The sequence below is a fragment of the Pedobacter sp. PACM 27299 genome (assembly GCF_001412655.1).
Taxonomy (GTDB): domain Bacteria; phylum Bacteroidota; class Bacteroidia; order Sphingobacteriales; family Sphingobacteriaceae; genus Pedobacter.
The window spans coordinates 432,471-459,416 of sequence record NZ_CP012996.1 but is presented as its reverse complement, the minus strand read 5'-3'; the positions used below and the strand labels follow the sequence as shown (position 1 = coordinate 459,416).

Here is a 26,946-nt window from a genome sequence, read left to right as displayed (position 1 = left end):
TAACGCTCTCACTATGAAAAGGATAACACAAAACATAACGGTACTGATGCTGTTTTCTTTATTTTGCTTTTTCGCAAAATCAAGTTTTGCACAAACCACATTGGTACCCGGTGATTTAGCCATCATCGGGGTCAATAACAAAGGAACATCTGTAAATCTAGCAGTAGTTGCCTTAAGAAATATCGCAGCCAATACTGTCATCAAATTTACTGATAAGGGATGGCAAGGTGCTAGTCTGGCTTTTGTTACTAGTGTTGCAGATGGAACCATCGCCTTGACCACCGGAACAATTAACGCAGGAACAGTTTTCACTTTTACCATTAATGGCGGCCCTGCACCATCAGTGTCAGTATCTCCAAACATAGGAAGCATTGCAATTGATGCTGGCTGGACAAATCTTAACATAGCAACTGCTGCAGGAGATTCCTGGCTGATCTATACCGGTACTGAGGCATTGCCTTCTTTTATCTATGGCCTGGCCAACTGGTCAACACTAAACCCAGGAGGCAGTCCTCCAGACCAATACGGCTGGGCGCGTCCCGATGGAATCATCTCCGCTTCAGTTTCCTCTCTACCAGATAACTTAAAACTAGGTAATTTTCAATGTAATTTAGCTGGAGCAAACGCTAAAATCTACCGCGCTTATTCAAGTACATTAATAGGCTCAAAAGCCAGTATTTTAGCAAATATTGTAAATATCGCTAACTGGGATTTTAGGACTGTTGTTCCAGCTTTCGAATTAACCCCAGGTACAGCAGGTGGAGCCTTTTCTACTGCTCAGCCAATTTTCAAACTTGGAAGTATACCTATCGATGTAACCGCTACTCCCTCAACAGGAACCAAAGTTACAGGTTCAACAATTGCGATCACCGTTAATTTCAGTGACAATGTAATTGTGACTGGAACCCCCCGAATTAAACTCAACTCAGGCGCCAGTGCCTATGCTACTTATACCTCAGGAAATAACAGCCAAGACCTTATTTTCACCTATACCATAGCTGCTGGAGAAAGCAGTACTGACCTTGATTATAGCAGCGTAAACGCTCTTGAACTCAATGGTGGAACCCTTAAAGATCCACAAAATGAAGATGCGGACCTCACATTGCCTGCCCCAGGTGCAACAGGTTCTCTAGGAGCCAACGCCGCTATTGTAGTAGACGCTGTTAATCCCACTGTCAGCAGTGTAAATACGACCATTGCGAATGGGAGTTATACCACCGGAAAGGTCCTTCCTGTAACTGTGAACTTCTCTGAACCTGTAACGGTAACGGGTACACCAACACTGCTTTTAAATACGAGCAGCACCCCGCTCAATTACCTATCAGGCAGCGGAACTTCAACTATAACATTTGAGTATACCGTATTGGCAGCGCAAAGTACTGCCGCACTAAATTATGTAAATACAACCGCCCTTGCTTTAAACGCCGGAACCATCAAAGATGCTGCGGGAAATGATGCAACACTTACACTCCCTAACCCTACAATCGGTCTAACTGGACCTTTAGGCAAAGCCAGCATCATCATAGACACCACCAGTCCAACTGTAAGCAGCGTAAGCGGCACAAGCGGCACCTATAATATCGCATCAAACGTACCGATCAGCATAAATTTTTCAGAAGTAATCAATGTTACGGGCAGCCCTCTGCTGGCCTTGAATGTAAGTCCTGCCGGATTTGCATCTTATGTGAGTGGAACTGGTACATCCACCTTGACTTTCAATTATCAGGTAGCTGGAGGTCAAAGCAGCCCTGATTTGGATTATACCGGAACCAATGCCCTTTCTTTAAATGGAGGTACCATTAAAGATGCTGCAGGAAACAATGCGAACATAACACTGGCAAGTCCTGGCACAGTAGGCTCTCTGGGCGCAAGCTCCAACATAGTCCTGAATGGCCTTCGCCCAACAGTACTTAGTATTGTTAGAGAAGGCGGCGCTGCTGCACTCACCAAAAACACCTCAGTGAATTATACGGTTACCTTTTCAGAAGCAGTATCCAACGTAGATATAACCGATTTCACGCTTACTTCCACAGGTAGCTTGACCGCTCCAATTATATTAATTTTCAATGGATCTGGCACGACCTATACCCTAGCCGTAAGCACAGGGCCTGGAAATGGCACCTTGCGCCTGAATTTAAGGAGTGCAGGAACAGGAATTGTCAGCCTGGCTACCGGGAATGCAATCTCAGGTGGCTATACCTCAGGTCAAACCTATACGATTGACACCACAGTTCCTACCATCCCAGCACTAACGATCCGTTCAAACAACAGCAACACCGCTTTAGCGAGAACAGGCGATCAAGTTAGCTTAAATATAGACGCTTCTGAAGCTTTAAGCTTAATTACCGTGACCATGAATGGACATCCAGTGACCGCTGTTAACCAAGTTAGTAATTCTTATACTGCAGATTACACGGTGACTTCGAGCGATCCAGAAGGTCCAGTTACCTTTACCATTGATTACAGCGACTTAGCTGGAAATGTGGGCAGCCAGGTGACCGCAACCACGAATGCCAGCAAAGTTGTAGTAGATAATTTACCAACCACAATTACTTCAGTGAGCACGACCGCAACAGATGGTCCTCATGGAGTTGGGACAGTTCTACCTCTCTCATTGACTTTCTCAGAGCCTGTTACCGTAACCGGAACACCACAGCTCGCCTTAAATACGGGTGTTGGCGCGGTTGCAACTTACTCAGGTGGTAGTGGAACGGCTGTCCTGAATTTCAATTACACGGTACTTTCAGGTCAAAGCAATCCAGCACTAGATTTTACCAGTACCACTGCATTGAGCTTAAACGGAGGAACGATTAATGACCTGAATACCAGCCCAGCTCTACTTACCCTTCCTACTCCAGGAGCAGTGGGTTCTCTAGCAAATGGCAGAAGTATCGTCATTAACGGAATTGCCCCAACAGTATTGAGTATCGTCAGAAAAACCCCGGTTACTGAACTTACCAATGTCAATACTGTGCAGTATACCGTTACCTTTAGTGAACCAGTAACCGGAGTTGATCAATTAGATTTTCAAATCAGCACTGGCTCCACACCATTATCTTCCATTAACGCTATTGAAGGATCAGGAGCAATCTATACGGTTACCGTAGGAACTGGAAGTGGAAATGGTACAGTTGCCATTAACTTAAATTCCAGCGGTACAGGAATTGCCAACCTGGTTCTAAACCCTATTCTGACAGGGTTTGGACCAAGTCAATCTTATACTATTGACAAAGTTTTACCAACGATTACTTCCGCTAGTATAAATTCTAATCATAATGGGAATGGCAGTATCGCAATCGCCGGTGAGACCATTACGCTCAATTTCAGCACTTCCGAACAAATTGGTACACCTACAGTCACCATCAGTGGAAATCCAGCAACACTTGCAAATCCGTCAGGGAACAATTGGGTAGCCACCTATACTATGTTGGCTACAGACAACGATGGACAGATTCTTTTCAATATCACTTATGCTGATCTTGCGGGAAATGCAGGCTTACCTAGAACCACAACCACAAATTCTTCTGCAGTTCTCTATGATAAAACACCACCAACAATTCCTGCTTCATTAACTTTTATTTCTAACGTTTCTGGACAGCCAGCTTATGCAAAAGTCGGATCAGTTGTTACACTATCATTTACATCTAGTGAAGATTTAAGTAACCCTCTGGTTACGATAGCCGGAATTTTCGTGGCCACAACAAAAGTTGGCAGTACCTATTTGGCCACTTATACGGTACCAAACCTGGCTACAAACGGAGTTATTCCTTTTACCATCGACTTCGAGGATGTTGCTGGAAATTTAGGAATACAGGTGACAAATGTGAGCACTGGTAAAAACGTAACTATCGACACCACGGTCCCATTGATCAGTAATGTAAGCATCGCTAGTAACAACCCAAACCCTGCTTTGGCGAAACCTGGAGACCAGGTCAGCTTAACCTTTACTGCATCTGAATCCGTAACTGCGACAGTGCTAATTGATGGTTTGCCAGCAACGACCCTAATCAATAACGGGAACAACGTATATACTGCTACAAAAATCCTGAGCGCTTTAAACACGGAGGGAGTACTGACCTTTAATATCGTAACTATTGATTTAGCAGGAAACCAGAGTCTGACAGTCACCAATACTAACAATGCATCAAGCGTTACTTTTGATAAAACCCTACCTATTGCGCCTAACTTCTTAGGAGTAACTGCTGGAGATCAGCAAAATGTAATGATTTGGTTTTTAAATTCTGACTATGCGAAATATGAGCTGATAGGCGGTAATACTGGTCCTTTGGGAAATAATGTCCTGACTACAGTTCTTGCCGCTGATGCGACGAACCCAATGACCTTCACGCAGACAGGTCTGACAAATTTCCAAACCTATTCCTATGCACTTCGCGTGTATGATGCCGCTGGGAATCAGGCCAGCAGCTCCACTGTCACTGGAATCCCTTTAAATAGCCAAACCATTACTTTTAATCAGCCTGAACCGGCAGAGTACGGCAGTTCATTTACGATTACCGCCACTAGTAGTTCTGGTTTACCCGTTACTTTAACCTCCAACGAACCTGCACTCGCTACGATTTCAGGAAATACAGTAACTGTTGTAGGTGTAAACAACCTACAATCAGTTTCTATCATTGCCACCCAACCTGGAAATGCAAGTTATACTTATGCCCCAGCAGTCATCCGAGTATTACAAATCAATCGAAAACCAGTTACAGTAACAGCTACTGCTCAGGCGAAAACCTTTGGAGATTTGGAGCCTGCTTTAACTAGCCCTACCATTAGTCCGGCACTGATAGGAAGTGATGTCAGCTTAGGATCCTTAGCCAGGGTAGCTGGAGAAAATGCAGGAACTTATGAAATCCAGCAAAATACTTTCAGCTTAGATCAGTATAAATATGCGATTAATTATGTGCCTGCCAATTTCACCATCAACAAGAAACCATTAAGTGTAGTCCCAAGAGCGGAGTATATCACCTTATACAACAGCCCCGATCCGGAGACACTGGAATACGACATCAGCCCTGTCATATCTGGTCTTCCAGTCACAGGAGCTTTAGAAAGGGTTCCGGGTACAGCTGTTGGATATTATCCATTTACATTGGGAACACTATCGGCAGGACCAAACTATGCACTGAACTTAGCTCCAGGAGGCGCAGTAAGGATCACTCCTTTAGCGATCAGCATTACGCCACAACCTAGCAGTAAACAATTTGGTGATCCAGATCCTGTCATAAATTATTCCTTTAATCCTGCACTTAAAATAGGTGATACCTTTATTGGAGCATTAGGAAGAAGCTCAGGAGAAACGCCAAATAATTATCCGATCAACATTGGAACATTGGCTGTAAATAGTAACTATACCTTGAGTTTAGCCCCAGGCATTACTAATTTTACCATCCAACCGAAAGTCATCAACATTGTTGCAAACGCCGGACAAGGAAAAGTTTATGGTGATTTAGATGGCATCATCACTTATACCTCCAGTCCAGCTTTATTAAATGGGGATAGTTTCAGCGGTGCTATGGGTAGAACTACAGGTTCGGCAGTTGGCAATTATGCCATTGGAATCGGTAGCCTGGCAGTTAGTAACCCGCAAAATTACACCTTGCAGTTAGCTGCTGAAAATTATGCCATTACCAAAAAAACAATTCAGGTAGCTGCTACGGCAGTAAGCCAGGTTTATGGTGATGCAGACCCGGCATCATTACCTTATACGTTATCGACTCCTTTAGCAAATGGAGATGTGTTTACAGGAAAGCTAGGCAGAACTGCAGGAACTAACGTAGGCAGCTATCCTATTAACTTAGGAGATCTAACTTTAAGCACTACAAATTACGACCTGTCATTTACGCCTGCCAACCTGAGTATTACACCGAAAGCCATTGCAATTACTGCGGTAAGTAACACCAAAACTTATGGTGATGCTGATCCAATATTTGGTTATACCAGCAGTTCGGCATTAATCAACGGAGACGTGTTTACTGGTCAATTGGGTAGAGTTGCCGGAGAAAATGTAGGCAGTTATGACTTGTCGCTAGGCGATCTAGTAGTCAGTAACAACTACACCTTGGCCTTTAACCCTGGTGCTACGCTGCAGATCGGCAAAAAAGACATTGCCGTGCTTGCCGAAGCAAAATCTAAAGTTTACGGCGATACTGATCCTGAACTGACTTACACTTCGACTCCGGCATTGATCAATGGTGATGCCTTTACAGGTGCGCTATCCCGTGCAGCTGGTGAAGATGTCAACACCTATGTGATCGGAAAAGGAGATCTTGCTTTAAGTGCAAACTATAACCTAAATTATACACCCGCTAATTTAACCATAGGCTTAAAAACCATTAACGTAACTGCGATCGCGAAAAGCAAAGTGTACGGCGATGCAGACCCGATATTGGATTACAACTTTACACCTGCATTAAAAACTGGTGATGCCTTTACTGGTGCACTATCCCGAGCAGTCGGTGAAAATGTCAATACCTATGTGATCGGAAAAGGAGATCTTGCTTTAAGTGCAAACTATACCCTAAATTATACGCCTGCTAATTTAACCATAGGCTTAAAAACCATTAATGTAACTGCGATCGCGAAAAGCAAAGTATATGGAGCAGCAGATCCGGCATTGGATTACAACTTTACACCGGCATTAAAATCTGGTGATGCCTTTACTGGTGCACTATCCCGTGCAGCTGGTGAAAATGTCAACACCTATGTGATCGGAAAAGGAGATCTTGCTTTAAATTCAAACTATACCTTGAATTATACGCCTGCCAATTTCACCATCGGCTCGGAAACTATTCATGTTACCGCGAAAGCAAAAACTAAAATTTACGGCGAGGCAGACCCGGCATTCGACTATAATTTTACCCCAGCCTTAAAAATCGGTGATACCTTTACTGGTACATTAACTCGCCTAACGGGTGATCATGTGGGGAACTATGCAATCGGACAAGGTGGACTCACGCTAAGTTCGAACTACATCCTTGCTTATACCCCTGCCAACCTTTCTATTGCCCCTAAAGCAATTTCGGTTCAGGTTGACCCGATCAGGAAAACTTATGGCACTGTAGATCCGCCGCTGACTTACACCGTCAACCCAGTATTGGAAAGTGGTGATGTATTTACAGGTATCCTCAGTAGAAGTCCAGGAGAAAATAAAGGAAACTATGTAATTTCTAAAGGAACTTTAGCTGCAAGTACCGATTATGCAGTTACCCTTACCGAAGGCCCGTTCCTGATTGACCCTGCTCCTTTAACCGTTACTGCAGATTCGCAAACGAAATTTGTAGGCACTGCAAATCCAGTGTTTACCGGTCAGTTTACTGGTTTTGTAAATGGCGATAATGAGTCCGTATTGACCAGCAAAGGAACATTTACATCTGTGGCCACCATTAGCAGTCCGATTGGAACCTATCCGATTGTGCCTTCAGGCGCAACAGGAATGAACTATCAGATTACAAATGTAAATGGGGTACTGACCGTAAAAGCAGGTGCACCAACAAATATACTACTTACTGCAGCTGCGCTTTATGAAAATCAGATTGCAGGAACTAAAGCAGGTGTATTGAGCAGTACTGCTGATGATCCGCAGGCTACCTTTACTTATAGTCTGGCGACTGGAAGCGGTGACACAGACAATGCAGCTTTCCGCATCTCCGGTGATCAGCTGTTAACCGCAGCAAGCCTGGATTATGAAACTAAGAAAGTGTACAGTGTAAACGTAAGAAGTACGACACAGCATGGTTTCTCTCTCGACAAAACCTTCAGCATCAACCTGAGTGATGTCAATGAAATCCCTACACTGGATGTGATGGCCAGCAAAACGATTTGTTATACCACCAGCACACAAACTATTGATTTAACAGGCATCAGTGCTGGTCCGGAATCTGGACAAAACACGACCATTACCGCATCCGGTAGTAATGCTGCATTGTTACAAAGTTTAACAGTAGCACCTAGTTCTGGCGGCAAAGCGCTCCTCAGCTACCGTGTTAAAAATGGCGCTTCAGGTACCAGCACGATCACCGTTACCGTAAAAGACGATGGCGGAACAAACAATGGTGGTGTAGATACTTATAGCAGAACGTTTGTATTGACTGTAAATCCACTTCCTGTCATTGCGATTAATGCCAACATTGGCAGGAACAACAATAGCAGCAGCACGGATGTCAGCAAAGGTGAAACCCTGGTATTAACCGCCAGCGGTGGCAGCAGCTATGTTTGGGCAGTTCACAATAGCATTGTGAGCGGTCAGACGAGTGCCAGCCTTACAGTTAGACCTAGAGAAACGACCACTTACACGGTTACCGCGACCAATGCCAGTGGTTGTTCGGAGCAGAAAAGCTTTACCGTAAATGTGCTGGATGACCTGGTGACCATCAAAGCCACCAACATTTTAACGCCAAATGGTGATGGTTACAACGACAAATGGATCATTGAGAACATTGACTTCTATCCTAATAATGAGGTGAAAATCTTCGATAAATCAGGGAGAATGGTTTATGGTAAAAGGAGCTATGACAACAGCTGGGACGGAATGCTGAATGGCATGCCGCTGTCTGAGGGCACCTATTATTATGTCATCGACTTTGGTAAAGACAGACAGAAATTCAAAGGATTTATCACCATTGTAAGAGAGAACTAATGAACGCTTTAACTTTCAATTTCACCGACTCAAACATCTTCAAGATGAACAAAATTTATAAATATGGTTTAGGTCTGCTGATGGTTTTCACCATCGGCAGCACTGCCAAAGCACAGCTGAATCCTTTAGCCGCACAATATTATACCAATCAATATCTGATCAATCCGGCAATGGCGGGAGCTAATCAGGGGCTGAGGTTCAATGCCGCTTATCGTAAATTATGGAGCAATGTACCAGGATCTCCACTGACCCAGAATGTTACTGCTGATTATGGTTTTAATAAGGTGGGGCTGGGCTTGAATGTATACAATGAAAGCGCAGGTCTGCAGAGACAAACACGGGTAGTGGGAACTTATGCCTATCACCTCAAAATGAATAACGACGACAATCAGCTTCATTTCGGGGTGTCTATCGGTTTTATGAGTCAGCGATTAGAAAACAGTGACATTAATGGCAATCCAAATGATCCGGGGGTTGGTCAGTATAACGACCGAAAAACTTACCTGGATGGTGATTTTGGAGCGGCCTATACCACAAAAAAACTAACGGTTCAAGCTTCCATTCCCAATCTGAAAAGTGTGCTGAAAAAGGATGTGATTAAGCTGGCCGACGTATCTACTTTTTATGCCGCCGCAAGTTACCGTGTGAATTTATCTGAAGGGGAAAATGGTTTCGACCTGGAGCCGAAAGTAGCTTACAGAGGGGTTCAAGGTTATGATAACATCTGGGATGCCGGTGCACAGCTGGAAATTGCCAACAAACAGGTATTCCTGACTGCACTATACCACAGCACAGAAAATGCAACTTTTGGTTTAGGAATGGACTTTAGAAAGAAATACCTGATCTCTGGCAACTATACCACACAGACTTCCGCATTGAGCAAGTATACCAATGGTAGTTTTGAGCTGAACCTCAGACTGAACCTTGGAAAATAAACGGAGCTGATAAAATACAGCTCAGCAAAGGCTACATTGTGCTGTTCAGCATGAATTAACGTACATTTAAACGCATGAAAACAGGAGATTTTTTAATCTCCTGTTTTGTGTCCATTAATATTTGAAGTTATGCCATTAACACATCTCAAATTTAACATTCACTATGACCATCTGCAGCTCCAGCAGGAATTGAATTATTGTCTGGAACAGGAATGGCCAATGCATTTCAACACCAACGATTTTAATGGAGACTGGAGAAGTATTTCACTCCGTTCGGCTTCCGGCAATAGTCAGGATATCTATGCCCATGCCGGCAGTTATTTAGATACTCCGTTACTGCAGGCATCGCCTTACATTAACAGCATTGTGAATTCCTGGCGCTGTGAAAAGGAATCCATCCGATTGCTGGCCCTCGCCCCTGGAAGCATTATTAAACCGCATAAAGATCCAGGCTGCAGCTATATGGAAGGGAGTTTCAGGATTCATATTCCTGTAGTGACCAACCCTGGGGTTCATTTTATGATCAATGACCAGCGTCTGCAATTGAAAGCAGGGGAATGCTGGTACCTGGACTTTAATGAGACGCACAGCATCGTTAATGAAGGGAAGGAAACAAGGGTTCACCTGATTATGGATGGGATTAGGAATACCTGGACAGATGACCTGTTCAGAGATCATGGTTTCCGCATCCAGGATGTTCCTAAAGGCCCTTCTTATGATGAAGCGACTAAACTGATGATCATCGCCGAACTGGAACGCCTCGATACCGATACCGCAAGAAGTGTGATCCACAAACTAAGAAATAATGGAGCGCATGAGGCCTGATTCACTTTTAACAAATTGGGTACCCTATCAGCTGTTTCGTTCTGAAGAAGAAGAATGGATGCTGCATTGGATGGATCTGGAAGATCGCCAGATGAAGGAACCTTTCTTTGATGAAACCATTTCAATCTCCCGCTTTAAAAGGAGGGAAAAAAACCGATTGCCCAGTGTCAGTTCTCCTGATTTCCTGTTAGAAGCAGCAGCAGAAATTCCACATGTTACACCAAGTGCTTTTGTGTTTCATGTTTCACGCTGCGGATCTACCCTACTGAGTCAAGCCTTTGGAGAGGAAGCCGAAAATATCATCATCGCAGAAGCTCCATTGCTGGATGAGTTGCTAAGAGCTTCTGAAAAAGCACCAATAACTGACTCGGAAAGAAAACATTGGTTTATGGCCGCCCTCAACTTATTAGGTCAGCGTAGAAATGGAACCGAGCAGAGCTTGATCATTAAACTCGACAGCTGGCACCTGCATTTTTATGATACCTTACGCAGCTGGTATCCTGACACGCCATTTTTCTTTTTACTGCGCAGACCAGATGAGGTACTGGCCTCTCATGGGAAACAGCCAGGGATACATACCGTTCCCGGAATGGTCAGCAGACAGCTGCTGAACATTGATCAGCAGAAAGATTATGGCGGCGATTTCAGACAATTTACAGCCGATGTTTTAAAAGGGTTTTATGAACAGGCGTATCTGATTCAACAGCTGCAGCATCCGAAAAATGCTTTCGCCGATTATGGAGATGGCATCCCCGAAATGATTGATCAGTTTTCAAGCTTCGCTAATATTCAGATTAAAGATCGGGAACAGCTCAATAATCGCCTAAAATACCATAGTAAATCAACCACAACAGCCTTCCAGAAAGACCGCATACCGGAAGCTAAATACCATTATGCAGACTGTATGGAGGCCTATCAACAATTAAAAAAAACAAATGAGAGATTGTAGTTTCAGCAGCCAATTTTACGAAAACCATGAGTTAATAAAAAAAGGAAAAGGTATTCCCCGTGATGCAGCATATCAGCGTACTGAAGAGATCTGGATGAATATTTATGGCCTTGGTAAGTTTGAAACTTATGCCTTCATATACCGGGATTGCCGGGATTATGATCATTTTATCGAATGGGCAACAGCATTGAAAGGCGCTGATTTCTTAAAACGCGCCAGTCAGGATTTTCAGCAATGGCAGGAAAATAAGAACGCTGATCGCCCAGCTGAAGATTATCCGAAGGTATTAACAGCAGCACAACTTACCTTCTGGGAGGAAAACGGCTACCTGAGGATTCCTCAGGTACTCGAAGCAGCGCATTGCGACAAGCTGAAACAACGAATTTGCAGACACCTGAACCTGCACATGGATTACCCGGAAACCTGGTACATTGCACACCCAGACTGGCAAGGAATCATGCTGCAGATGTATCAAAATGAAGATATTGAGGCCGTAAGACATTCTCCAGCAATCAAACAGATTTTCGCGGAACTTTACCAGAGCAATCAACTGGTGGCCATCCCGGAAAAATTGGGTTACAATCCGCCGCAAAATGAAGTATGGGCTCCGCCGCAAACAAAATTGCACTGGGATTTGAATATCGACCAGCCCATAGAATTTCATATTCAAGGACTAATTTATCTCAATGAGGTTCCTGAAAATCGTGGGCCACTGCAAGTTGTTCCAGGATTTCACCTGCGCTTCGAGGAATGGATCAAGGATTTTTCCAGCCTGGATAGAGCACAAGAGTTTCTCCGGATTACCGAAAAATCAGTACCGGTGCCAGGTGGTAAAGGTGACCTGATCCTGTGGCGTAATACTTGTCCGCATGCAGCAAGCGCAAACCTTTCTGAGCTCCCTAGATTCGTACAGTATATCAGCTATAATAAGTTGTAAAATGGGCATCCTCCTTCAGTTTTGCGGGCTCTCCGGTGCCGGAAAAACAACATTGGCAAATACACTGGCAGAAAAATGGCGGAAGAACGGTCGGAAGGTGATGGTAATGGATGGCGACGATTATAGGCAATCGCTGTGTAAAGACCTGGGTTTTAGTAAGGCCGACAGATTGGAAAATGTACGCAGAATTAAGGAAGAAGCGAGGCGCATTAGCGCGGAGTATGACCTGGTGCTGCTCTCCATCATCAACCCATTTGAAGAAGGAAGAAAACTGGTGTTTTCAAAAGAAGAGATGGAATTGGTATGGATTAAATGTGGCTTGTCGACATTGAGAGAAAGGGATACGAAAGGGCTGTACTTTAAAGCGCAGTTACCGGATGGACACCCGGATAAGATTTATAACCTGACCGGGGTAAATGATGCGTTTGAGGTTCCAGAACAGGCAGAACTGGTCATAGAAACGGATGTGTTCAGCCTTGAAGAAAGTGTGGAATGTTTAAATAGATATTTGGAGGGGAAAGAATTGAAAAAAAAGAGGCATTGAAATCCTTCTAGGCCTTGTCCTAGCCTATCCTCTTTTTTTTAACCGACCATATTCAAACCTTACTATGGTGACCATGCTTTTTTTGTTATTGCCAGTATTTATTATGGCCATGATTTAGAAGAGATCGTTCAAACCTGCTATATTTTAAATCCCGTACATTTTGTGAATGCTCATCTTTAGGATGGTTATTATTTATTAAGAATCACTCCTTATATGTTGATAGAAAGAATTTTTTTAAGCACTGAATAAACATGCAATAAAACCTGTTTATTCCAAAAAATTATATTTAATTGCGGAACATTTAACAAGAACATATATAATTTTAATTGCTATAGAGTGTATTTAAAATCCTGATTTTTTGAGATCAGGGATACCTCCTTCAAAATCTCTTTTATGAAAACCTTAATTTTTACAAATAGCGCTTTATACTTAAATACCGCTTTAAGCATTCACGAACATTGCGATGTTGCAGGACTTGTTGTTCCTGAAGAACTAAACTATGAGCTGTTAGGCACGATTGCTTATGCAGAAAGCAGAGGAATTCCTGTGTTAAAAATTGCTAAATCTGACCTTGAACAAGGTGGCAAAGTAGCCTCATGGATACAAGAATTAAAGGTTGAAGCAGTTCTTGTATTGACTTTCCCATGGATTATTCCGGAACACTTGTTAAAATCAACAGAGAAAGGATTTTTCAATGTGCATTTCAGTAAGCTTCCTTCTTATAAAGGATCGGCTCCATTGTTCTGGCAATTGAGAAATGGCGAGAAGGAAACGGGATTAACTGTACATAGAATGACGAGCAATGTAGACAGCGGTCCGATGGTATTCAGACAAGAATTACAATTGTACCCAGGAGAAAATTATGGCCTTGCTAAAGCTCGTTTAACCGCTTTCCTTGGTGAAAGTATGCCCCAAATCCTGGAAAGGATCAAAGCAGAACAATACCTGTATGTTGGTGATGAAGATATAGAAAGCGCTTTCGGTATCCCGGAAGTAAAAGACTTGACCATCGACTGGGATACGCATACAGCTATAGAAATTGAAAACATTGTAAATGCTTCCAACCCATTGTACCAAGGTGCAATCACCTATATCGGCGGACAACAAGTAAGAATTTTTGAAGTGACATCCGTTACCGGGGAGTTTGATCCAGGAACTGCAGCAGCAGGAACAGTTTTTCACATTGAGCCAGAACACGGTCCGATGATATTAACTTCCGACAAATCATTGCTACTACTGAATGTTGTAGGCACTATGGAAGGTATTTTTAGTGGAAAGAAAATGTGTGCAATCGGCCTGAAAGTCGGTGATCAGTTCATTACTTTAAAATAATTCCAACAGCAGCTTAAAACCAATAAAAGGCCTGGTATTTTGGATCTCTGTTATGATCTGAAATTCCAGGCCTTTTTTTGTGCTCATTTTGTCTAAGTCTGAGCTTCTTAAAGATATTCATCAATGTAGCTGAACCCAAGTTCTCCAGGAATAAACCCAGTTTATCCACAGCTTATTTAAACATCTAATTAACTTAAAAATTGATACTTAACATATTATTCACATGGTTATCCACATAAAAAGTGGGTAACTTATCTAACTTTGTTATCAACAGAACCACAAACTTATAATACTTTAATACACTGGCAATTAACAAGGTTGTTCTCATCGTTATCCACATAAAATGTTAACAACTATACGTTGATTAAACACCACCTTAACTATGGAGCGATTGCTGTTAACATCTCTTCTTCTCTTTTGAGTATTTCCTGGCCGCGAAACCTCCTTCTTATGTTCACTAATTTCCGGAAATTAACGGGTTCAAAACGGTAAGAGATCACCAATAGCAACACAAATCCACCAGCGATCACAATCCACCCAAAGATCTCTTTTGCTGCCGCCATAGTTGCCTGCAGCTGTACCGTACCCCAAACACTGGAAACCGCGAGCGACTGTGCCAGTTCCGAACTTTTCCCTTGCGACATTGCCCCTTGAACCAGCGGACTTAATCGCCCTGTGAGCAAAGGATCATTCGCATCCATGTGCTGTACCAGGAAAGCGGTATGTTTCAGCTGACCGGCATACAGCTCATAAGAATACACGGAACTCCAGAAAGCAGGACCGATAAATGATCTGAAAAGAATCAATACGGAAACCGCAGCCAAAAGCGCTGTCAGCGATAATTTATCTGCGCAATACACGCCAATGGAAATGTATATAATTGTCAGCCCTAATCCTTTTAAAAACAGTGGAAAAGCCAGGTCATGTATTTCAATCACCGGACTAAAAAGAAAAAACAGGATCAGGTGGTAAAGGATAAAAGCAGTAAACCCGCAAATGACCAGGCCTTTAAGGCTCCATTTTATTTTGAACCATGCAAAGCAGAAAAAACCACCGGCAACAGCTCCTAATGCCATCATCAGGTTGATTTCTGCATTGCTCAACGCGCTATATTTTAACACACCAGTAGTGAAAGTACTTTGTATCCCAGTACTGGCCAAGAAAATCCCCATAAGAAATATAAATACCAGGGACATCCACACACTTTTTCTTTTGAAAACCTCCAGACTCAGAAATGGTCTTTTTAGTATCATTTGACGCTGGATAAACCAGATGGTCAGCAAGAGGGAGCCAAATAGCGTAAATTTAATACTTTGATTGTTCCACCAATCGAGGATTCTTCCATAGGAAAGCACATAATTGAGCATCATCATCGCACTGAGGATCAAGACAAAACTTAGCCAATCTACCTGGTAAAAAGGGACTTTTTTAGATCCTCTGTAATGGTGTCCAAAGATCAGTACCAGCAATAAGCAGAACAGCAAAATCGCGATGGTATAGTAATAAACCGCATGCCAGCTGTATTCAAATGATAGTTTGGTGGCATAATAACTCGCTACTTGCGCTAGTGCAATCGACAGCGGATAAAATACGGAATAAAACTTCGGCCTGTCGCCGGTTGGGCTGATGATAAACATGATGGGCAGGATGACTTCCATCATGGCAAAGGCCTTAATCATACCCATCACCGTGTTTGCGCCGATTAATACCCAGGCATGATCTGTTGTTGCGCAGATATAGCTTAGTAAAATCAGACTGCTGAGGGAAACGATTAAAATATGTCTGGATCTAAAAAACTGTTTTGTACGCAAGGCCAGTGGAAAAACGAGTGCCATTCCAATTGCGGAGGCGTAACTGGCCATCATCAAGTCTTCCGTCAGCATCCCCTGACTAGCCAGCATATCTCCGATATTTGTACTGTACACACCGCTGATTCCGAGGATCGGGATGGTCAATAAAATGATCAGCAACAGCTGCAGCGGTTTGGGCACCCAATCATGAAATAATCCTAATTTGTAGGTCTGCATATTAGATAGATTCTACTTCCACATTCATACCGGCTCTTAATAACTTTAGATCTTCCGGCTTGTTATCCACACTGAATTCAATTCGTATCGGTATGCGCTGCTGCACTTTAACAAAGTTGCCAGTAGAGTTATCCACAGGAATTGTTGATAACTTTGCGCCAGTAGCCTGAGAGATTGCAGTGATTTTTGCCTTGTAAGTTTTACTGCCTAAAGCATCTACTTTCACCAAAACATCTTGTCCAACCTGGATGCCATTCAGCTGCTTTTCCCGGTAATTGGCAACCACCCATTTCAGTTCTCCACTCACAAAAGAAAGCAGTGATTGTCCGGCCTGGATCAGCTGACCTTCCTGCAAAGTTCTTCTCGCCACCACCCCGTCATACGGAGCTGTGATTACAGTATAGGAAAGGTTGAGCTTTGCCATGTCTAAGGCTGCTTTGCTACGTTTCAGCTCCGCTTCATTGACACCGATTCTGGAACCTGCTTCTACTGCCGACAATTCCGTTGTTCCTTTTTGATGTTTTAAGGCTTGGTATTGCGCTTTTAAGGCATCATATTCTGTTTGCACCTGCTCATATTGCTGCTGCGTCACCACTTCATCTTTCAATAAAGCAGCATAACGTTTATAGTTTTTCTCTGCGTTGAGCAATCTTGCACCGGTTGCTGCAATATTAGATTCGGAGACTGCCACATTGTTTTTCACCGTATTTACCCCTGAAGAAGTCACATTTCTCGCCGCCTGTGCATTCATATAGGCAGCCTCGGCCTGTGCCAATGCAATGTTCAATTCTCTATCATCTATGACTACCAAAGTATCCCCTTTTTTTACGGACTGGTGTTCTATGAAATAGATCTTTTTGATGTATCCAGCCACCCTTGTGTTGATGGGCGTAATGAATTCTTCGATCTGTGCATCGTTTGTATATTCCGACTTGTCAAATTTGAAATAAATAACGCCGGCCCAGATCAGTCCGCCGCTAACCATGAGGATAAGCAGGGCATTAATGATGCTGAAATGTTTTTTTTGTAATGATTTCTTTTGATGTGACATGTGCTGATAAATGAGAATTAATTTAAGCTTCCAGTTGTTTTTTGTAATTGATAATAGGTGTAGATGATGCTGATTTCCGCATTTTTCTGCTGCAGCTCTGCCTCTAACCTTACGTTTGTGGCATCCATCAGGTCTGTTAATAAAGCCATCTGATTCAGGTATTTCTTTTCTACAATTCTAAAGTTTTCTGTGGCTAGCTGCAGACTTTTCTCTGCCGATTGCATCAGCTGTTTCGCTTCTCTATGCTTGATAAAGGCTGCTTTAACAGAGATCTCCGTGTTTTGTCTCAACTGCTCTGCCATCGCCAATTGCTGAGATTGCTGTGTTTTAGCAAGGCTGATATGCTTTGGCGCATTGTATAGCGAAGAAATATTGAAGGACACGCCCACACCCGCCTGCCATCCATTGCTGTACCTATCCCTTGCAGGCATGGAAGTGGTTAATGGCCTGACCATTGAATTCCCAGCATTCAAATTTATACTGGGTAAGCGCTCTGCTTTTGCCAAAGCCACATTTCGCTCTGCAATGCGGTTGCTCAATTCAGCAGAACGCAATTCCGGGTACTGCTGATAAGCGAGATCCAAATACTCCTGAAGGCCACTTGCATTCGGCTTATTATTTAAAACAGTCGTATCAGGCAGGATATAAGTCTGATCTGATAAGCCCAAAGCGATGCTCAGCTGCTGACTCAATATATCAATGTTGTTGTTGAGCTGCTGTACTGCTGTACCTAAATTGGTGATGAGGAGCTCATTTCTGATGACATCATTTTTGGTCACCATCCCACTTTTATACATCTTATTGATATTAAAAAGTCTCAATTGAGCAAGTCTGATGTTTTCCTGATATACGCCACGTTGGTTATACATCTTGAACAAGTCGAAATAGTTGCCAGCGAGTAGGATCTTTACGTCCAGGCTATTTTTTTCATAAGCCAATCCGGCCAATTGTTCTTGTAATCCTGCTATGGCGATATTGTTATTAATGCCACCGCCTTTAAAGACCGTCTGACTGGCCTGTAAAGCAAAAGAGTTACCGAAATGAGGCATAGGAACCGTTGTTTTTCCAGAGAAATCACTGTTAAAAACCGTCACATCTCCGATATAAGCAGCGGTTGCTGCTGCGGTTAGCACTGGATTTCTTTGCGTTTTGACCACATCTAGGCGCTGCCCGGCAGCGGTCATCCCTATTCTGGAAATCTTTAACTGCTGGTTGTTGGTCTCCGCCATTTTAAACAGCTCCGGGATACTTATCTTTTGATAAAGTGTATCCTGTGCTGAGGCAATTTGAGCACTGAATACTGTAAGCACAGCACTCATAAAAATTATCATATTTTTCACCTTCCAAAGGTCGGCATAGCAGGAATGCTACCCTATGTCCGTATAGCAGGGAAATATGTCAGGATGGCGTATAATAGTGCAGAACAAACAGCAATAATAACAATAAATCCACTAAGCGGAATGTTCTGCACGGAACTGTGAAGGGGTGATTCCTGTATGTTTTTTAAAGTATTTTGCAAAGGTAAACTGATCTGCGAAATTCAGTTCCTGTGCCACCTGTGCAATGTTTAAAGTAGGGTCTCGGAGTAATACTTTGGCGCCCACAATCACAGCGCGGTCAATGAAAGATCCGGTAGTACGCCCGGTGCCTTCTTTCAGCATTTGTGTGAGGTGTTTTGGTGTTACAAATAGGCGGTCGGCATAATACTTTACGCTTCTCTCCTCTTTATAATGTTTCGCCAGCAGCCTTAAAAAGCCAATCGTCAGCTCTTCCCTTCTGTTCAATTTCACCCTATGAGAAACATTATATCGGGCATAGATGGAGGCCGCGTGGTAAAATAAAGAAAGGAAGCTGTGCTTTTTTATCTCCGGGAGGAAAGCAATGGTAGTTTCCTCCGCCAATGCTTTTTTGAGGATCTCCTGGAGGTTTAATAGTAAATCCCGTTCTTCCATATTGATCGCATAATAGGGCTGATAAGCACCGGTCATCACCTCCACCACACTGGAGGTATTCAGAATGATTCCTGTCTGGCTCATGTAATCTACAGAAAAAACACTGCCTACTATGGAAAAATCGGCACTGATCTCAGAAAATTCATATATGGTGGAAGGCATAATGAAAAACAAGGAGTTTTCTTTCACCAGATATTCCCGGAGGTTATGTTTCACAAACATACTGCCTTTCTTAATGATAAGAATGGCAAAATAACTTGCTTTATAAACCTCTCCGACCACAATTCGACTGGCGAAGTCCTCCTCAGTGAATACCTTTAACATCAGTGGAATTTCTTCCTCCTTCATACTTAATCCCTGATGATAAGCTGCAGACTTCTTCATTTCAGGTAAAAATAACAACTATAATTAAAATCCATAGATTTGCCTTTACTCGATAGATATAAAAAAGCTAAACCATGACATATCAGGAAAAATTAAGCGCGATACGTTCTCAAATGAAAGCCGACAATGTACAGGCCTATATCATTCCATCCGCAGATCCTCACATCAGTGAATACTTACCAGATCATTATAAATGCATCCCTTTTGCTTCCGGATTCACCGGATCAGCTGGAACATTGGTTATTACCCATGATTTTGCTGGTTTATGGACCGATTTCCGTTATTTTGAACAAGCAGCAGAACAATTGCAAAACAGTGGTTTTGAATTGGTAAAACAAAAGATACAGCATGCTCCAGAATACATTCAATGGTTAGGCAGCAAACTTGAAAAAGGTGCTATTGTAGCTAGTAATGAAAAACTGGTTTCCATCCTTCTTGGAGATTTGCTAACCCAGCAATTCTCTTTCAAGGGCCTTACATTAACCGATAAAGACTATTTAAGTCCCATCTGGGAAAATAGACCGGCCCTACCTGCTGAGAAAGCTTACCTGATTGATGAAAAACACATTGGACAATCCGTGGCTTCAAAACTTACTGCAGTAAGAACTGAACTGAGCAATAAAACGGCAAATTATCATTTGATTTCATCTTTAGATGACATGGCCTGGCTATTTAACATCCGTGGCAATGACGTCAGCTATAACCCTGTTGTATTGAGCTTTGCTTTAATTGGACAAGAAGAGGCGACTATTTTCATCAATCCTGAAAAATTAAGCGAGGCAGAAAAAGCAGCTTTAGCAGCAAGCGGCGTACAGGTAAAACCTTATGAAGCAGTGGAAGCAGCACTAGCGGCAATCCCTGAAAATACCAGCATTTTTATTGATCCTAAGCGCAATTGTTTCGCTTTTGCCAAGCAATTACCAGCCTCAGTAAAAGTCATTAAAGACACCAATCCTTCAACCAGTCTAAAAGCAGTAAAAAACGCAACAGAACTGGCCAATACCCGCATCGCGATGACCAAAGACGGTGTAGCCATTACCCGATTCTTAAAATGGTTATCAGAAAACATCGGAAAGATCAAGATTACTGAACTTTCTGCCGCAGCGGAACTTCGTAAATTCAGAGAAGCTCAGGAAGGTTTTGTTGGCGATAGTTTCAATACGATCAGTGCTTATGCCGCTCATGGTGCCTTACCTCATTATGGCCCTACTGAAGAAAGCGATGTAGCAGTAAACGCACATGGATTATTCCTGGTAGATTCAGGTGGTCAATACAATTACGGAACTACCGACATCACGCGTACCATCCCGATGGGCAACAATACCGGAGAAGAAAAAACAGACTATACCTTGGTATTAAAAGGTATGATCGATGGTTGTAAAAGCCGTTTCCCTAAAGGAACCTGCGGTTACCAGATCGATGCCATTACCCGCAAACCATTATGGGATTATGCCATCAACTACGGTCATGGAACTGGTCATGGTGTAGGGTATTTCCTGAATGTTCATGAAGGTCCGCAGGTTTTTAACCCTACTGCAACACCTGTAGCAATTGAATTAGGCATGATTACCTCTATTGAGCCAGGCGTATACCGTCCGGGCAAACATGGTGTAAGAATCGAAAACCTAGTCAATACCATTACAGATGTAACTAATGAATTTAATGAATTCTACGCATTTGAGTCTTTAACAATTGCCCCTATCAGTACCGAAATCGTGAAAACGGAACTGTTGGAACAAGGACAAATTGACTGGCTAAACAGCTATAACGCAATGGTATTTGAAAGATTGAGTCCGATGCTGGATGCTGATGAAGCGAAATGGCTGAAAGCTTATACTAAGCCGATTTACAAGTAAGCAGTTGAGGTTTTCCCTGTCTTGTTTCGAAAAGCCAGTGGTCAGTTGAAAAACTGAATAGAAAAACGAGCTTTATAGGAAGCGCCTGGAATCTTTTACCCTGAAAAAGGGCAAAACTTCCTATGTCTTTTCCTACAAAGCCCGTTTTTCTTTTTAAATGCAAAAAAAAGGAAGGGTGATTTTCCCTTCCAACTTTATACTTTTATGTTTCTTGTTAAGAATTGAAAAATTCTCTTCTCTTTGCCTCTTTCTTCTCTTTGCCCCTTTCTTCCCTTTGCCTCTTTCTTCCCTTTTCAAACCCCCACCATATTGGACGCTTACTATCTGTGGGCGATTGATATAAAAAAGAAATGTGCTTAGACGACATTCAAATGTTTCCTTCAAAACATTTGAGGAGGAAAAGGACTTTCTTTTTTAAATTGGGCTAATAGAACGATCCAAATGCACATAACCACCGTCGACGTAAACCAGTTGACCAGTCGTATGACTTGAGGCCCCAGACAACAAGAACACCGTCGAATTCGCAATCTCTTCCGCCGTAGTCATTCTGTTCTCAAAAGGGATTTTCGCTTTAATATCTGCCAGTTTCTCTTCCGAGTTCGGGATTGAATTGATCCATGTCTGATAAAGCGGCGTGTAACATTCCGCAACGATCACCGAATTTACTCTGATCCCATACGGCAATAATTCCACTGCCCATTCTCTGGTTAACGCGTTTCTACCCCCATTTGAAGCAGCATAAGCAGAGGTCCCACCTTGTCCGGTATCCGCCACTTTAGAGCCGATATTGACAATTGCGCCTTTGGATTTCTTCAATGCTGGTAAGGCATGATGAGCCATCAGGTAGTAATGAATTACATTTTTATGCAGACTTTCAACGAAGCTTTCATAGTTTCCGCTTTCCAGTCCGACGCCATCATTTACTCCTGCATTATTGACTAGACCGTCAATTCTACCATACTTTTCCAGCACGGTTTGAATCGCCTTTTCACTGTCTGAGGGATTGGTTAATTCGGCGACCAACTGAAACACCTTTCCCCCCTCAGCAGCAATATCATCTGCCAGCCTCTGATTATCGGCTGCATTTCTTCCAACGATTACGGGTATCGCTCCTTCATTTGCCAGCACTCTGACAATTGCTTCGCCGATACCTTTGGCTCCACCGGTTACGATGACTACCTTATCTTTTAATTGCAAATCCATTTGATTGCTTAATTTAGGTTATACTATTATAGGTTATAAAAGCGCTTTGCATTGTTTCCCCAGAAGTCTTCCTGAGCTTCTTGCGGGAGTTTTTCGGTATAGTTCTCTATCAGACTGAGCACCCTTCCATAGTCTGCGGCTAACAGGCATACTGGCCAATCAGAGCCATACATGACTCTTTTGGGGCCAAAAGCTTCGAATATTACCTCCAGATAGGGCGTAAAGTCTTTGACTTTCCATTTTTTCCAATCGGCTTCTGTGACCATTCCTGACACCTTGCAGTTCACATTTTCTTGTTTTGCGAGTTCGATGATGTCTTGTTTCCATTCTTCGATCAGGCCATCTTTGATATTTGGTTTGGCGAGGTGGTTTAATACGAATCGTTGATCTGGAAACTTTCTGGCTAGTTCTGTTGCATATTTCAGCTGATGGGGAAAAATAAGTATATCGTAAGTAAAGCCGTAGGCACTAAGTTTACTGATTCCATTGACAAATTCCGGTTTCAGCATTAGGGCAGGATCAGGCTCTCCCTGAAGGATGTGCCTGAACCCTTTTAACTTTTCATTTTTACTCAATTTTTTCAATTGAGCATCGATATCTGCTGCTTGAAGATCTACCCATCCGACTACCCCTTTAATAAAGGGATGTGCTGCGGCATGTTTCAACTGAAAATCATTTTCTGCCGGACTTTGATCAGACTGCACCACTACACATCCATCGAAGCTGTAATGCTCCAGGATAGACTTCAGGTGCTGCGGTAGGAAATCATCCCGAAGCACGTCCATATCGTCCCTGATCCAGCTGTCTCTCACCTCATCATAATTCCAAAAATGCTGGTGTGAATCAATTTTTAACATAGTCTACCAGCAGCTGTTTTGAAGTACCAAGGCCGTCAATACCAAGCTCCACAACATCACCCGCTTTTAGGTATACCGGAGGTTTAAAGCCTAAGCCAACACCTGCAGGCGTACCTGTAGAAATCACATCCCCAGGCAGTAAAGTCATAAACTGACTCACATAAGAAATCACGAAAGGGATGTTAAAAATAAAATTAGACGTATTTCCGTCCTGCATTTTCTCACCGTTTACGGTCAGCCACAGGCGAAGGTTATTGACATCAGCGATCTCGTCGGGAGTGGCAAGGAATGGGCCTAATGGTGCGAAAGTATCACAGCCTTTTCCTTTATCCCAGGTACCATTTCTTTCGATCTGGAACTCACGCTCTGACACGTCATTGTGCAGCACATAACCTGCTACATAATCTAGGGCATCAGCTTCCTCAACGTAAGATGCTTTTTTGCTGATCACGACTGCCAATTCCACTTCCCAATCCGTCTTTACAGAGTTTTTAGGGATGATGATATTGTCGTTAGGACCTGTTAATGCCGTAGTTGATTTCATAAAAATCACTGGCTCAGGCGGCATTGGTGCATTGGTTTCTTTCGCATGATCTGCGTAGTTTAAACCGATACATACAATTTTTGAAGGGCGTGCTACAGGAGATCCCAGGCGGGTATCTGCAGGAACGACAGGTAGTTTACCTTCATTTTCTTTTACAAAAGCGGCTAGTTTTGTCAGGCCGTCGTTTTGAAAAAACAGTTCGTTATAATCTGCTCCGAAAGCAGAAGTATCATACCAAATATCGTTTATAATTACACCGGTCTTTTCCTGATCGGCAACTCCCCATCTGATTAATTTCATTGTTAGTTAGCTAAATATTGTGTGTATTCAATTGTATATCTCATTCAATCCCTACCGATTATATTTTTGATATCTTCTGGTATGGATTAATTCGCATTCCTAAAATACGATGTGTTTTTTTAATTATTCAATTTAATGAAACCACCATCTAGTGGATAATCATTACCGGTGATAAATCCTGCTTCTTCCGAGCACAGGTAAAGTGCTAATGAAGCTACTTCTTCTGGTTTTCCCATACGGCCTACCGGCTGACTTTTCGATAACTTCTCAAAAATCTCTGCTTCTTTTCCGGCGTAATTTTTAGCGATAAAGCCATCTACGAAAGGCGTATGTACCCTTGCCGGTGAAATGCTGTTGCAGCGGATGCCCTCTGCCATATAATCGCGCGCTACAGAAAGCGTCATTGCGAAGATGGCACCTTTACTCATAGAGTAGGCAAAACGGTCTGTAATCCCTACTACAGCAGCAATAGAGGCCATATTTAGAATTACTGCAGAGCTGCTGTTCTTTAATGCGGGGATTCCTGCATATAAACAGTTGTACGCACCTTTTACATTTACGTTGAATACTTTAGTGAAATCTTCTTCAGAAGTCGTATCTGCTTTCCCAATATGTGCGATACCAGCGTTATTCACTAAGATATCAATCGCACCGATCTTTTGAAAGACTTCTACTACTGCTTCCTGATTGCTCACATCGCAGCCATAGGCATCAGCAGTACCACCTGCGGCCTGAATTTCGGCTACCGCTTGTTCCGCTGCTGCTGCATTTAATTCAATGATATGGACATTTGCCCCTTGTTTAGCAAAGAGCATGGAAATAGCTTTTCCTATTCCACTGCCTCCACCTGTTATAATTGCTGATTTTCCTTTTAAACTAAACATAATATGATAAAATAATGAAAACTCTATTTATTGATCATGAGCGTTCTAATTGTCTTTTAGAGTGAAACTCCTCTTTTCCAAGGAATAAAGTCATCCTGATTTAGTAATACTGCTTTCGGAGTGATTTCACCACTTGCTGCTTTGATACAGTATTCCAGGATTTCCACACCCATTTCTTCGATTGTTTTTTCTCCGCGGATGATCGCACCGGTATCAATATCGATGATATCCCCCATTCTGGTAGCCAAGGCTGTATTTGTCGCGATTTTGATCACGGGACATACCGGATTTCCTGTTGGCGTTCCTAAACCGGTGGTAAACAAAATCAGTGTAGCGCCACTTGCTGCTTTTCCGGTCGTTGCTTCCACATCATTTCCAGGCGTACATACGAGACTTAGTCCAGGTTTGGTAACCGGCTCTGTATAGTCCAGCACATCCACTACTGGCGAGGTACCTGCTTTTTTGGCTGCTCCTGTGCTTTTAATCGCGTCGGTAATCAGGCCATCTTTAATATTTCCTGGGGAAGGGTTCATGTGGAAACCGGAACCTACGGCATGTGCCTGGGCATCATATTCCTGCATCAGGCGAATAAACTTATCAGCGGTTGCTTTGTCCACACACCTGTCGATAATGTTCTGTTCTGCACCGCACAATTCCGGGAATTCTGCCAGCAGGACTTTAGCACCCAGCGCGACTAATAAATCTGAGGTATAACCTACGGAAGGATTTGCCGAAATCCCGCTGAAACCATCACTACCTCCACATTTCACGCCTACACACAAGGCACTTAAAGGTGCTGGTGCACGTTCTATTTTATTGATTTCTGTCAGCCCGACAAATGTTTTGAGAATTGCTTCTTTGATCAATTGTTCTTCACTCTGACTTTGCTGCTGTTCAAAGATCAGGATGTCTTTATCGAATTCTGGGTTTCTCTTTTTGACATCATTTAATAAGTCCTGTGTTTGCAAATGCTGGCAACCCAAGCTCAATACGGTAATTCCCGCCACATTTGGATGGTCTGCATACGCAGCCAGCAGATTGCTCAATAAAGCAGAATCTTGTCTTGTGCCACCACAACCACCTTGATGATTTAGAAATTTGATCCCATCTACATTTTTAAACACCCTGTTTTTCACAGGTTCTGCAGCGGCGATATGGTCCAGCTGGAAAGATTCCAAAGCGGCACCTTCCTTGAAGGCTGTTAGCAACTGATCTGTAAAAGACCTGTATTTATCTGTTACCGCGTAGCCTAAAGTATGGTATAAAGACTCTTTAATTACATCCAGGTTTCTATTTTCACAGAAAACGGTAGGGATGAACAGCCAGTAATTGGCGGTCCCCACTCTACCATCTTTACGGTGATATCCATTGAATGTGCGTTTGGCAAACCTGGAAACGTCGGGTTTTTGCCATTGGTAATTGATGTCTCTGAAGCTATAATCCTGAGAAGCGTGGTGGATATTATCTGTAGTCATGAGTCCACCTTTTAAAATTGGGCTGGTTGCTTTTCCTACTAATACGCCATACATCAATACTTCATCGTCCACTTTCATGTCCTGGATAAAGAATTTATGTTTTGCGCGGATATCATCCTGTAAGATAATCTGCGAATTGTTCCATTCGATGACCTGCCCTTTTGGTAAATCCTGTAAGGCTACCAGCACATTATCATCCGGATGGATTTGTAAAAAACTGTTGTTATTGCTTGCTGACATTGGC

The 26,946-nt window shown here is 42.8% G+C and carries 17 protein-coding genes; 8 read left to right on the top strand and 9 right to left on the bottom strand.

Features of this window, described 5'->3' with window-relative positions; translation table 11 throughout:
• Positions 1-13 precede the first annotated feature (13 nt).
• From AQ505_RS01920 to AQ505_RS01890, 7 genes are all read left to right on the top strand, one after another.
• Complete coding sequence (locus AQ505_RS01920) at positions 14-8,647, top strand: MBG domain-containing protein (RefSeq protein WP_062546625.1); 8,634 nt, start codon at positions 14-16, stop codon at positions 8,645-8,647.
• Positions 8,648-8,691: 44 nt separating this feature from the next.
• Positions 8,692-9,582, top strand: coding sequence for a PorP/SprF family type IX secretion system membrane protein (locus AQ505_RS01915; protein WP_062550850.1), 891 nt, complete (start codon positions 8,692-8,694; stop codon positions 9,580-9,582).
• 129 nt (positions 9,583-9,711) lie between these two features.
• Positions 9,712-10,407: an aspartyl/asparaginyl beta-hydroxylase domain-containing protein gene (locus tag AQ505_RS01910; protein ID WP_062546624.1), complete on the top strand. Its 696-nt coding sequence runs from the start codon at positions 9,712-9,714 to the stop codon at positions 10,405-10,407.
• Complete coding sequence (locus AQ505_RS01905) at positions 10,388-11,356, top strand: hypothetical protein (RefSeq protein ID WP_157262167.1); 969 nt, start codon at positions 10,388-10,390, stop codon at positions 11,354-11,356. The genes AQ505_RS01910 and AQ505_RS01905 overlap by 20 nt, the downstream gene beginning before the upstream one ends.
• Positions 11,343-12,293: a phytanoyl-CoA dioxygenase family protein gene (locus AQ505_RS01900; RefSeq protein WP_062546622.1), complete on the top strand. Its 951-nt coding sequence runs from the start codon at positions 11,343-11,345 to the stop codon at positions 12,291-12,293. The genes AQ505_RS01905 and AQ505_RS01900 overlap by 14 nt, the downstream gene beginning before the upstream one ends.
• A gap of 1 nt (position 12,294) precedes the next feature.
• Positions 12,295-12,837, top strand: a complete 543-nt coding sequence (cysC, locus tag AQ505_RS01895) for an adenylyl-sulfate kinase (protein WP_197286276.1) — start codon at positions 12,295-12,297, stop codon at positions 12,835-12,837.
• A gap of 393 nt (positions 12,838-13,230) precedes the next feature.
• Positions 13,231-14,169, top strand: a complete 939-nt coding sequence (locus tag AQ505_RS01890) for a methionyl-tRNA formyltransferase (protein ID WP_062546621.1) — start codon at positions 13,231-13,233, stop codon at positions 14,167-14,169.
• Between the two features lie 380 nt (positions 14,170-14,549).
• Here AQ505_RS01890 and AQ505_RS01885 read toward each other — a convergent pair whose 3' ends face one another.
• From AQ505_RS01885 to AQ505_RS01870, 4 genes are all read right to left on the bottom strand, one after another.
• Complete coding sequence (locus AQ505_RS01885) at positions 14,550-16,196, bottom strand: hypothetical protein (RefSeq protein ID WP_062546620.1); 1,647 nt, start codon at positions 16,194-16,196, stop codon at positions 14,550-14,552.
• Position 16,197: 1 nt separating this feature from the next.
• Positions 16,198-17,247 (bottom strand): HlyD family secretion protein, encoded by a 1,050-nt coding sequence (locus AQ505_RS01880; RefSeq protein WP_062546619.1) that lies wholly within the window; start codon positions 17,245-17,247, stop codon positions 16,198-16,200.
• A 17-nt stretch (positions 17,248-17,264) separates the two neighbouring features.
• Positions 17,265-18,566, bottom strand: a complete 1,302-nt coding sequence (locus AQ505_RS01875) for a TolC family protein (RefSeq protein ID WP_062546618.1) — start codon at positions 18,564-18,566, stop codon at positions 17,265-17,267.
• A gap of 132 nt (positions 18,567-18,698) precedes the next feature.
• Positions 18,699-19,583 (bottom strand): helix-turn-helix domain-containing protein, encoded by an 885-nt coding sequence (locus AQ505_RS01870; RefSeq protein WP_062546617.1) that lies wholly within the window; start codon positions 19,581-19,583, stop codon positions 18,699-18,701.
• 74 nt (positions 19,584-19,657) lie between these two features.
• On the opposite strand from AQ505_RS01870, the gene AQ505_RS01865 reads away from it, so the two are divergent.
• Entirely contained in the window at positions 19,658-21,439 is a 1,782-nt protein-coding gene (locus AQ505_RS01865; protein WP_062546616.1) for an aminopeptidase P family protein, read from the top strand.
• Between the two features lie 414 nt (positions 21,440-21,853).
• Here AQ505_RS01865 and AQ505_RS01850 read toward each other — a convergent pair whose 3' ends face one another.
• The 5 genes from AQ505_RS01850 to AQ505_RS01830 form a co-directional block, all read right to left on the bottom strand.
• The gene (locus AQ505_RS01850; protein ID WP_062546613.1) at positions 21,854-22,642 is read right to left on the bottom strand and encodes an SDR family oxidoreductase; all 789 of its coding nucleotides are present in this window, start codon (positions 22,640-22,642) and stop codon (positions 21,854-21,856) included.
• Between the two features lie 26 nt (positions 22,643-22,668).
• Positions 22,669-23,499, bottom strand: coding sequence for an amidohydrolase family protein (locus tag AQ505_RS01845; RefSeq protein WP_062546612.1), 831 nt, complete (start codon positions 23,497-23,499; stop codon positions 22,669-22,671).
• The gene (locus AQ505_RS01840; protein ID WP_062546611.1) at positions 23,486-24,343 is read right to left on the bottom strand and encodes a fumarylacetoacetate hydrolase family protein; all 858 of its coding nucleotides are present in this window, start codon (positions 24,341-24,343) and stop codon (positions 23,486-23,488) included. Before AQ505_RS01840 ends, AQ505_RS01845 begins: the two co-directional genes overlap by 14 nt.
• A 119-nt stretch (positions 24,344-24,462) precedes the next feature.
• Positions 24,463-25,227: an SDR family NAD(P)-dependent oxidoreductase gene (locus tag AQ505_RS01835; RefSeq protein ID WP_062546610.1), complete on the bottom strand. Its 765-nt coding sequence runs from the start codon at positions 25,225-25,227 to the stop codon at positions 24,463-24,465.
• Positions 25,228-25,283: 56 nt separating this feature from the next.
• Positions 25,284-26,942, bottom strand: a complete 1,659-nt coding sequence (locus AQ505_RS01830; protein ID WP_062546609.1) for a UxaA family hydrolase — start codon at positions 26,940-26,942, stop codon at positions 25,284-25,286.
• Positions 26,943-26,946: the final 4 nt, after the last annotated feature.

Excerpts from the sequence above, each read along its gene's own strand:
- AQ505_RS01920 (WP_062546625.1), top strand. The coding sequence starts at position 14 with ATGAAAAGGATAACACAAAACATAACGGTACTGATGCTGTTTTCTTTA.
- AQ505_RS01915 (WP_062550850.1), top strand. The coding sequence starts at position 8,692 with ATGAACAAAATTTATAAATATGGTTTAGGTCTGCTGATGGTTTTCACC.
- AQ505_RS01910 (WP_062546624.1), top strand. The coding sequence starts at position 9,712 with ATGCCATTAACACATCTCAAATTTAACATTCACTATGACCATCTGCAG.
- AQ505_RS01905 (WP_157262167.1), top strand. The coding sequence starts at position 10,388 with ATGGAGCGCATGAGGCCTGATTCACTTTTAACAAATTGGGTACCCTAT.
- AQ505_RS01900 (WP_062546622.1), top strand. The coding sequence starts at position 11,343 with ATGAGAGATTGTAGTTTCAGCAGCCAATTTTACGAAAACCATGAGTTA.
- cysC (WP_197286276.1), top strand. The coding sequence starts at position 12,295 with ATGGGCATCCTCCTTCAGTTTTGCGGGCTCTCCGGTGCCGGAAAAACA.
- AQ505_RS01890 (WP_062546621.1), top strand. The coding sequence starts at position 13,231 with ATGAAAACCTTAATTTTTACAAATAGCGCTTTATACTTAAATACCGCT.
- AQ505_RS01885 (WP_062546620.1), bottom strand. The coding sequence starts at position 16,196 with ATGCAGACCTACAAATTAGGATTATTTCATGATTGGGTGCCCAAACCG.
- AQ505_RS01880 (WP_062546619.1), bottom strand. The coding sequence starts at position 17,247 with ATGTCACATCAAAAGAAATCATTACAAAAAAAACATTTCAGCATCATT.
- AQ505_RS01875 (WP_062546618.1), bottom strand. The coding sequence starts at position 18,566 with ATGAGTGCTGTGCTTACAGTATTCAGTGCTCAAATTGCCTCAGCACAG.
- AQ505_RS01870 (WP_062546617.1), bottom strand. The coding sequence starts at position 19,583 with ATGAAGAAGTCTGCAGCTTATCATCAGGGATTAAGTATGAAGGAGGAA.
- AQ505_RS01865 (WP_062546616.1), top strand. The coding sequence starts at position 19,658 with ATGACATATCAGGAAAAATTAAGCGCGATACGTTCTCAAATGAAAGCC.
- AQ505_RS01850 (WP_062546613.1), bottom strand. The coding sequence starts at position 22,642 with ATGGATTTGCAATTAAAAGATAAGGTAGTCATCGTAACCGGTGGAGCC.
- AQ505_RS01845 (WP_062546612.1), bottom strand. The coding sequence starts at position 23,499 with ATGTTAAAAATTGATTCACACCAGCATTTTTGGAATTATGATGAGGTG.
- AQ505_RS01840 (WP_062546611.1), bottom strand. The coding sequence starts at position 24,343 with ATGAAATTAATCAGATGGGGAGTTGCCGATCAGGAAAAGACCGGTGTA.
- AQ505_RS01835 (WP_062546610.1), bottom strand. The coding sequence starts at position 25,227 with ATGTTTAGTTTAAAAGGAAAATCAGCAATTATAACAGGTGGAGGCAGT.
- AQ505_RS01830 (WP_062546609.1), bottom strand. The coding sequence starts at position 26,942 with ATGTCAGCAAGCAATAACAACAGTTTTTTACAAATCCATCCGGATGAT.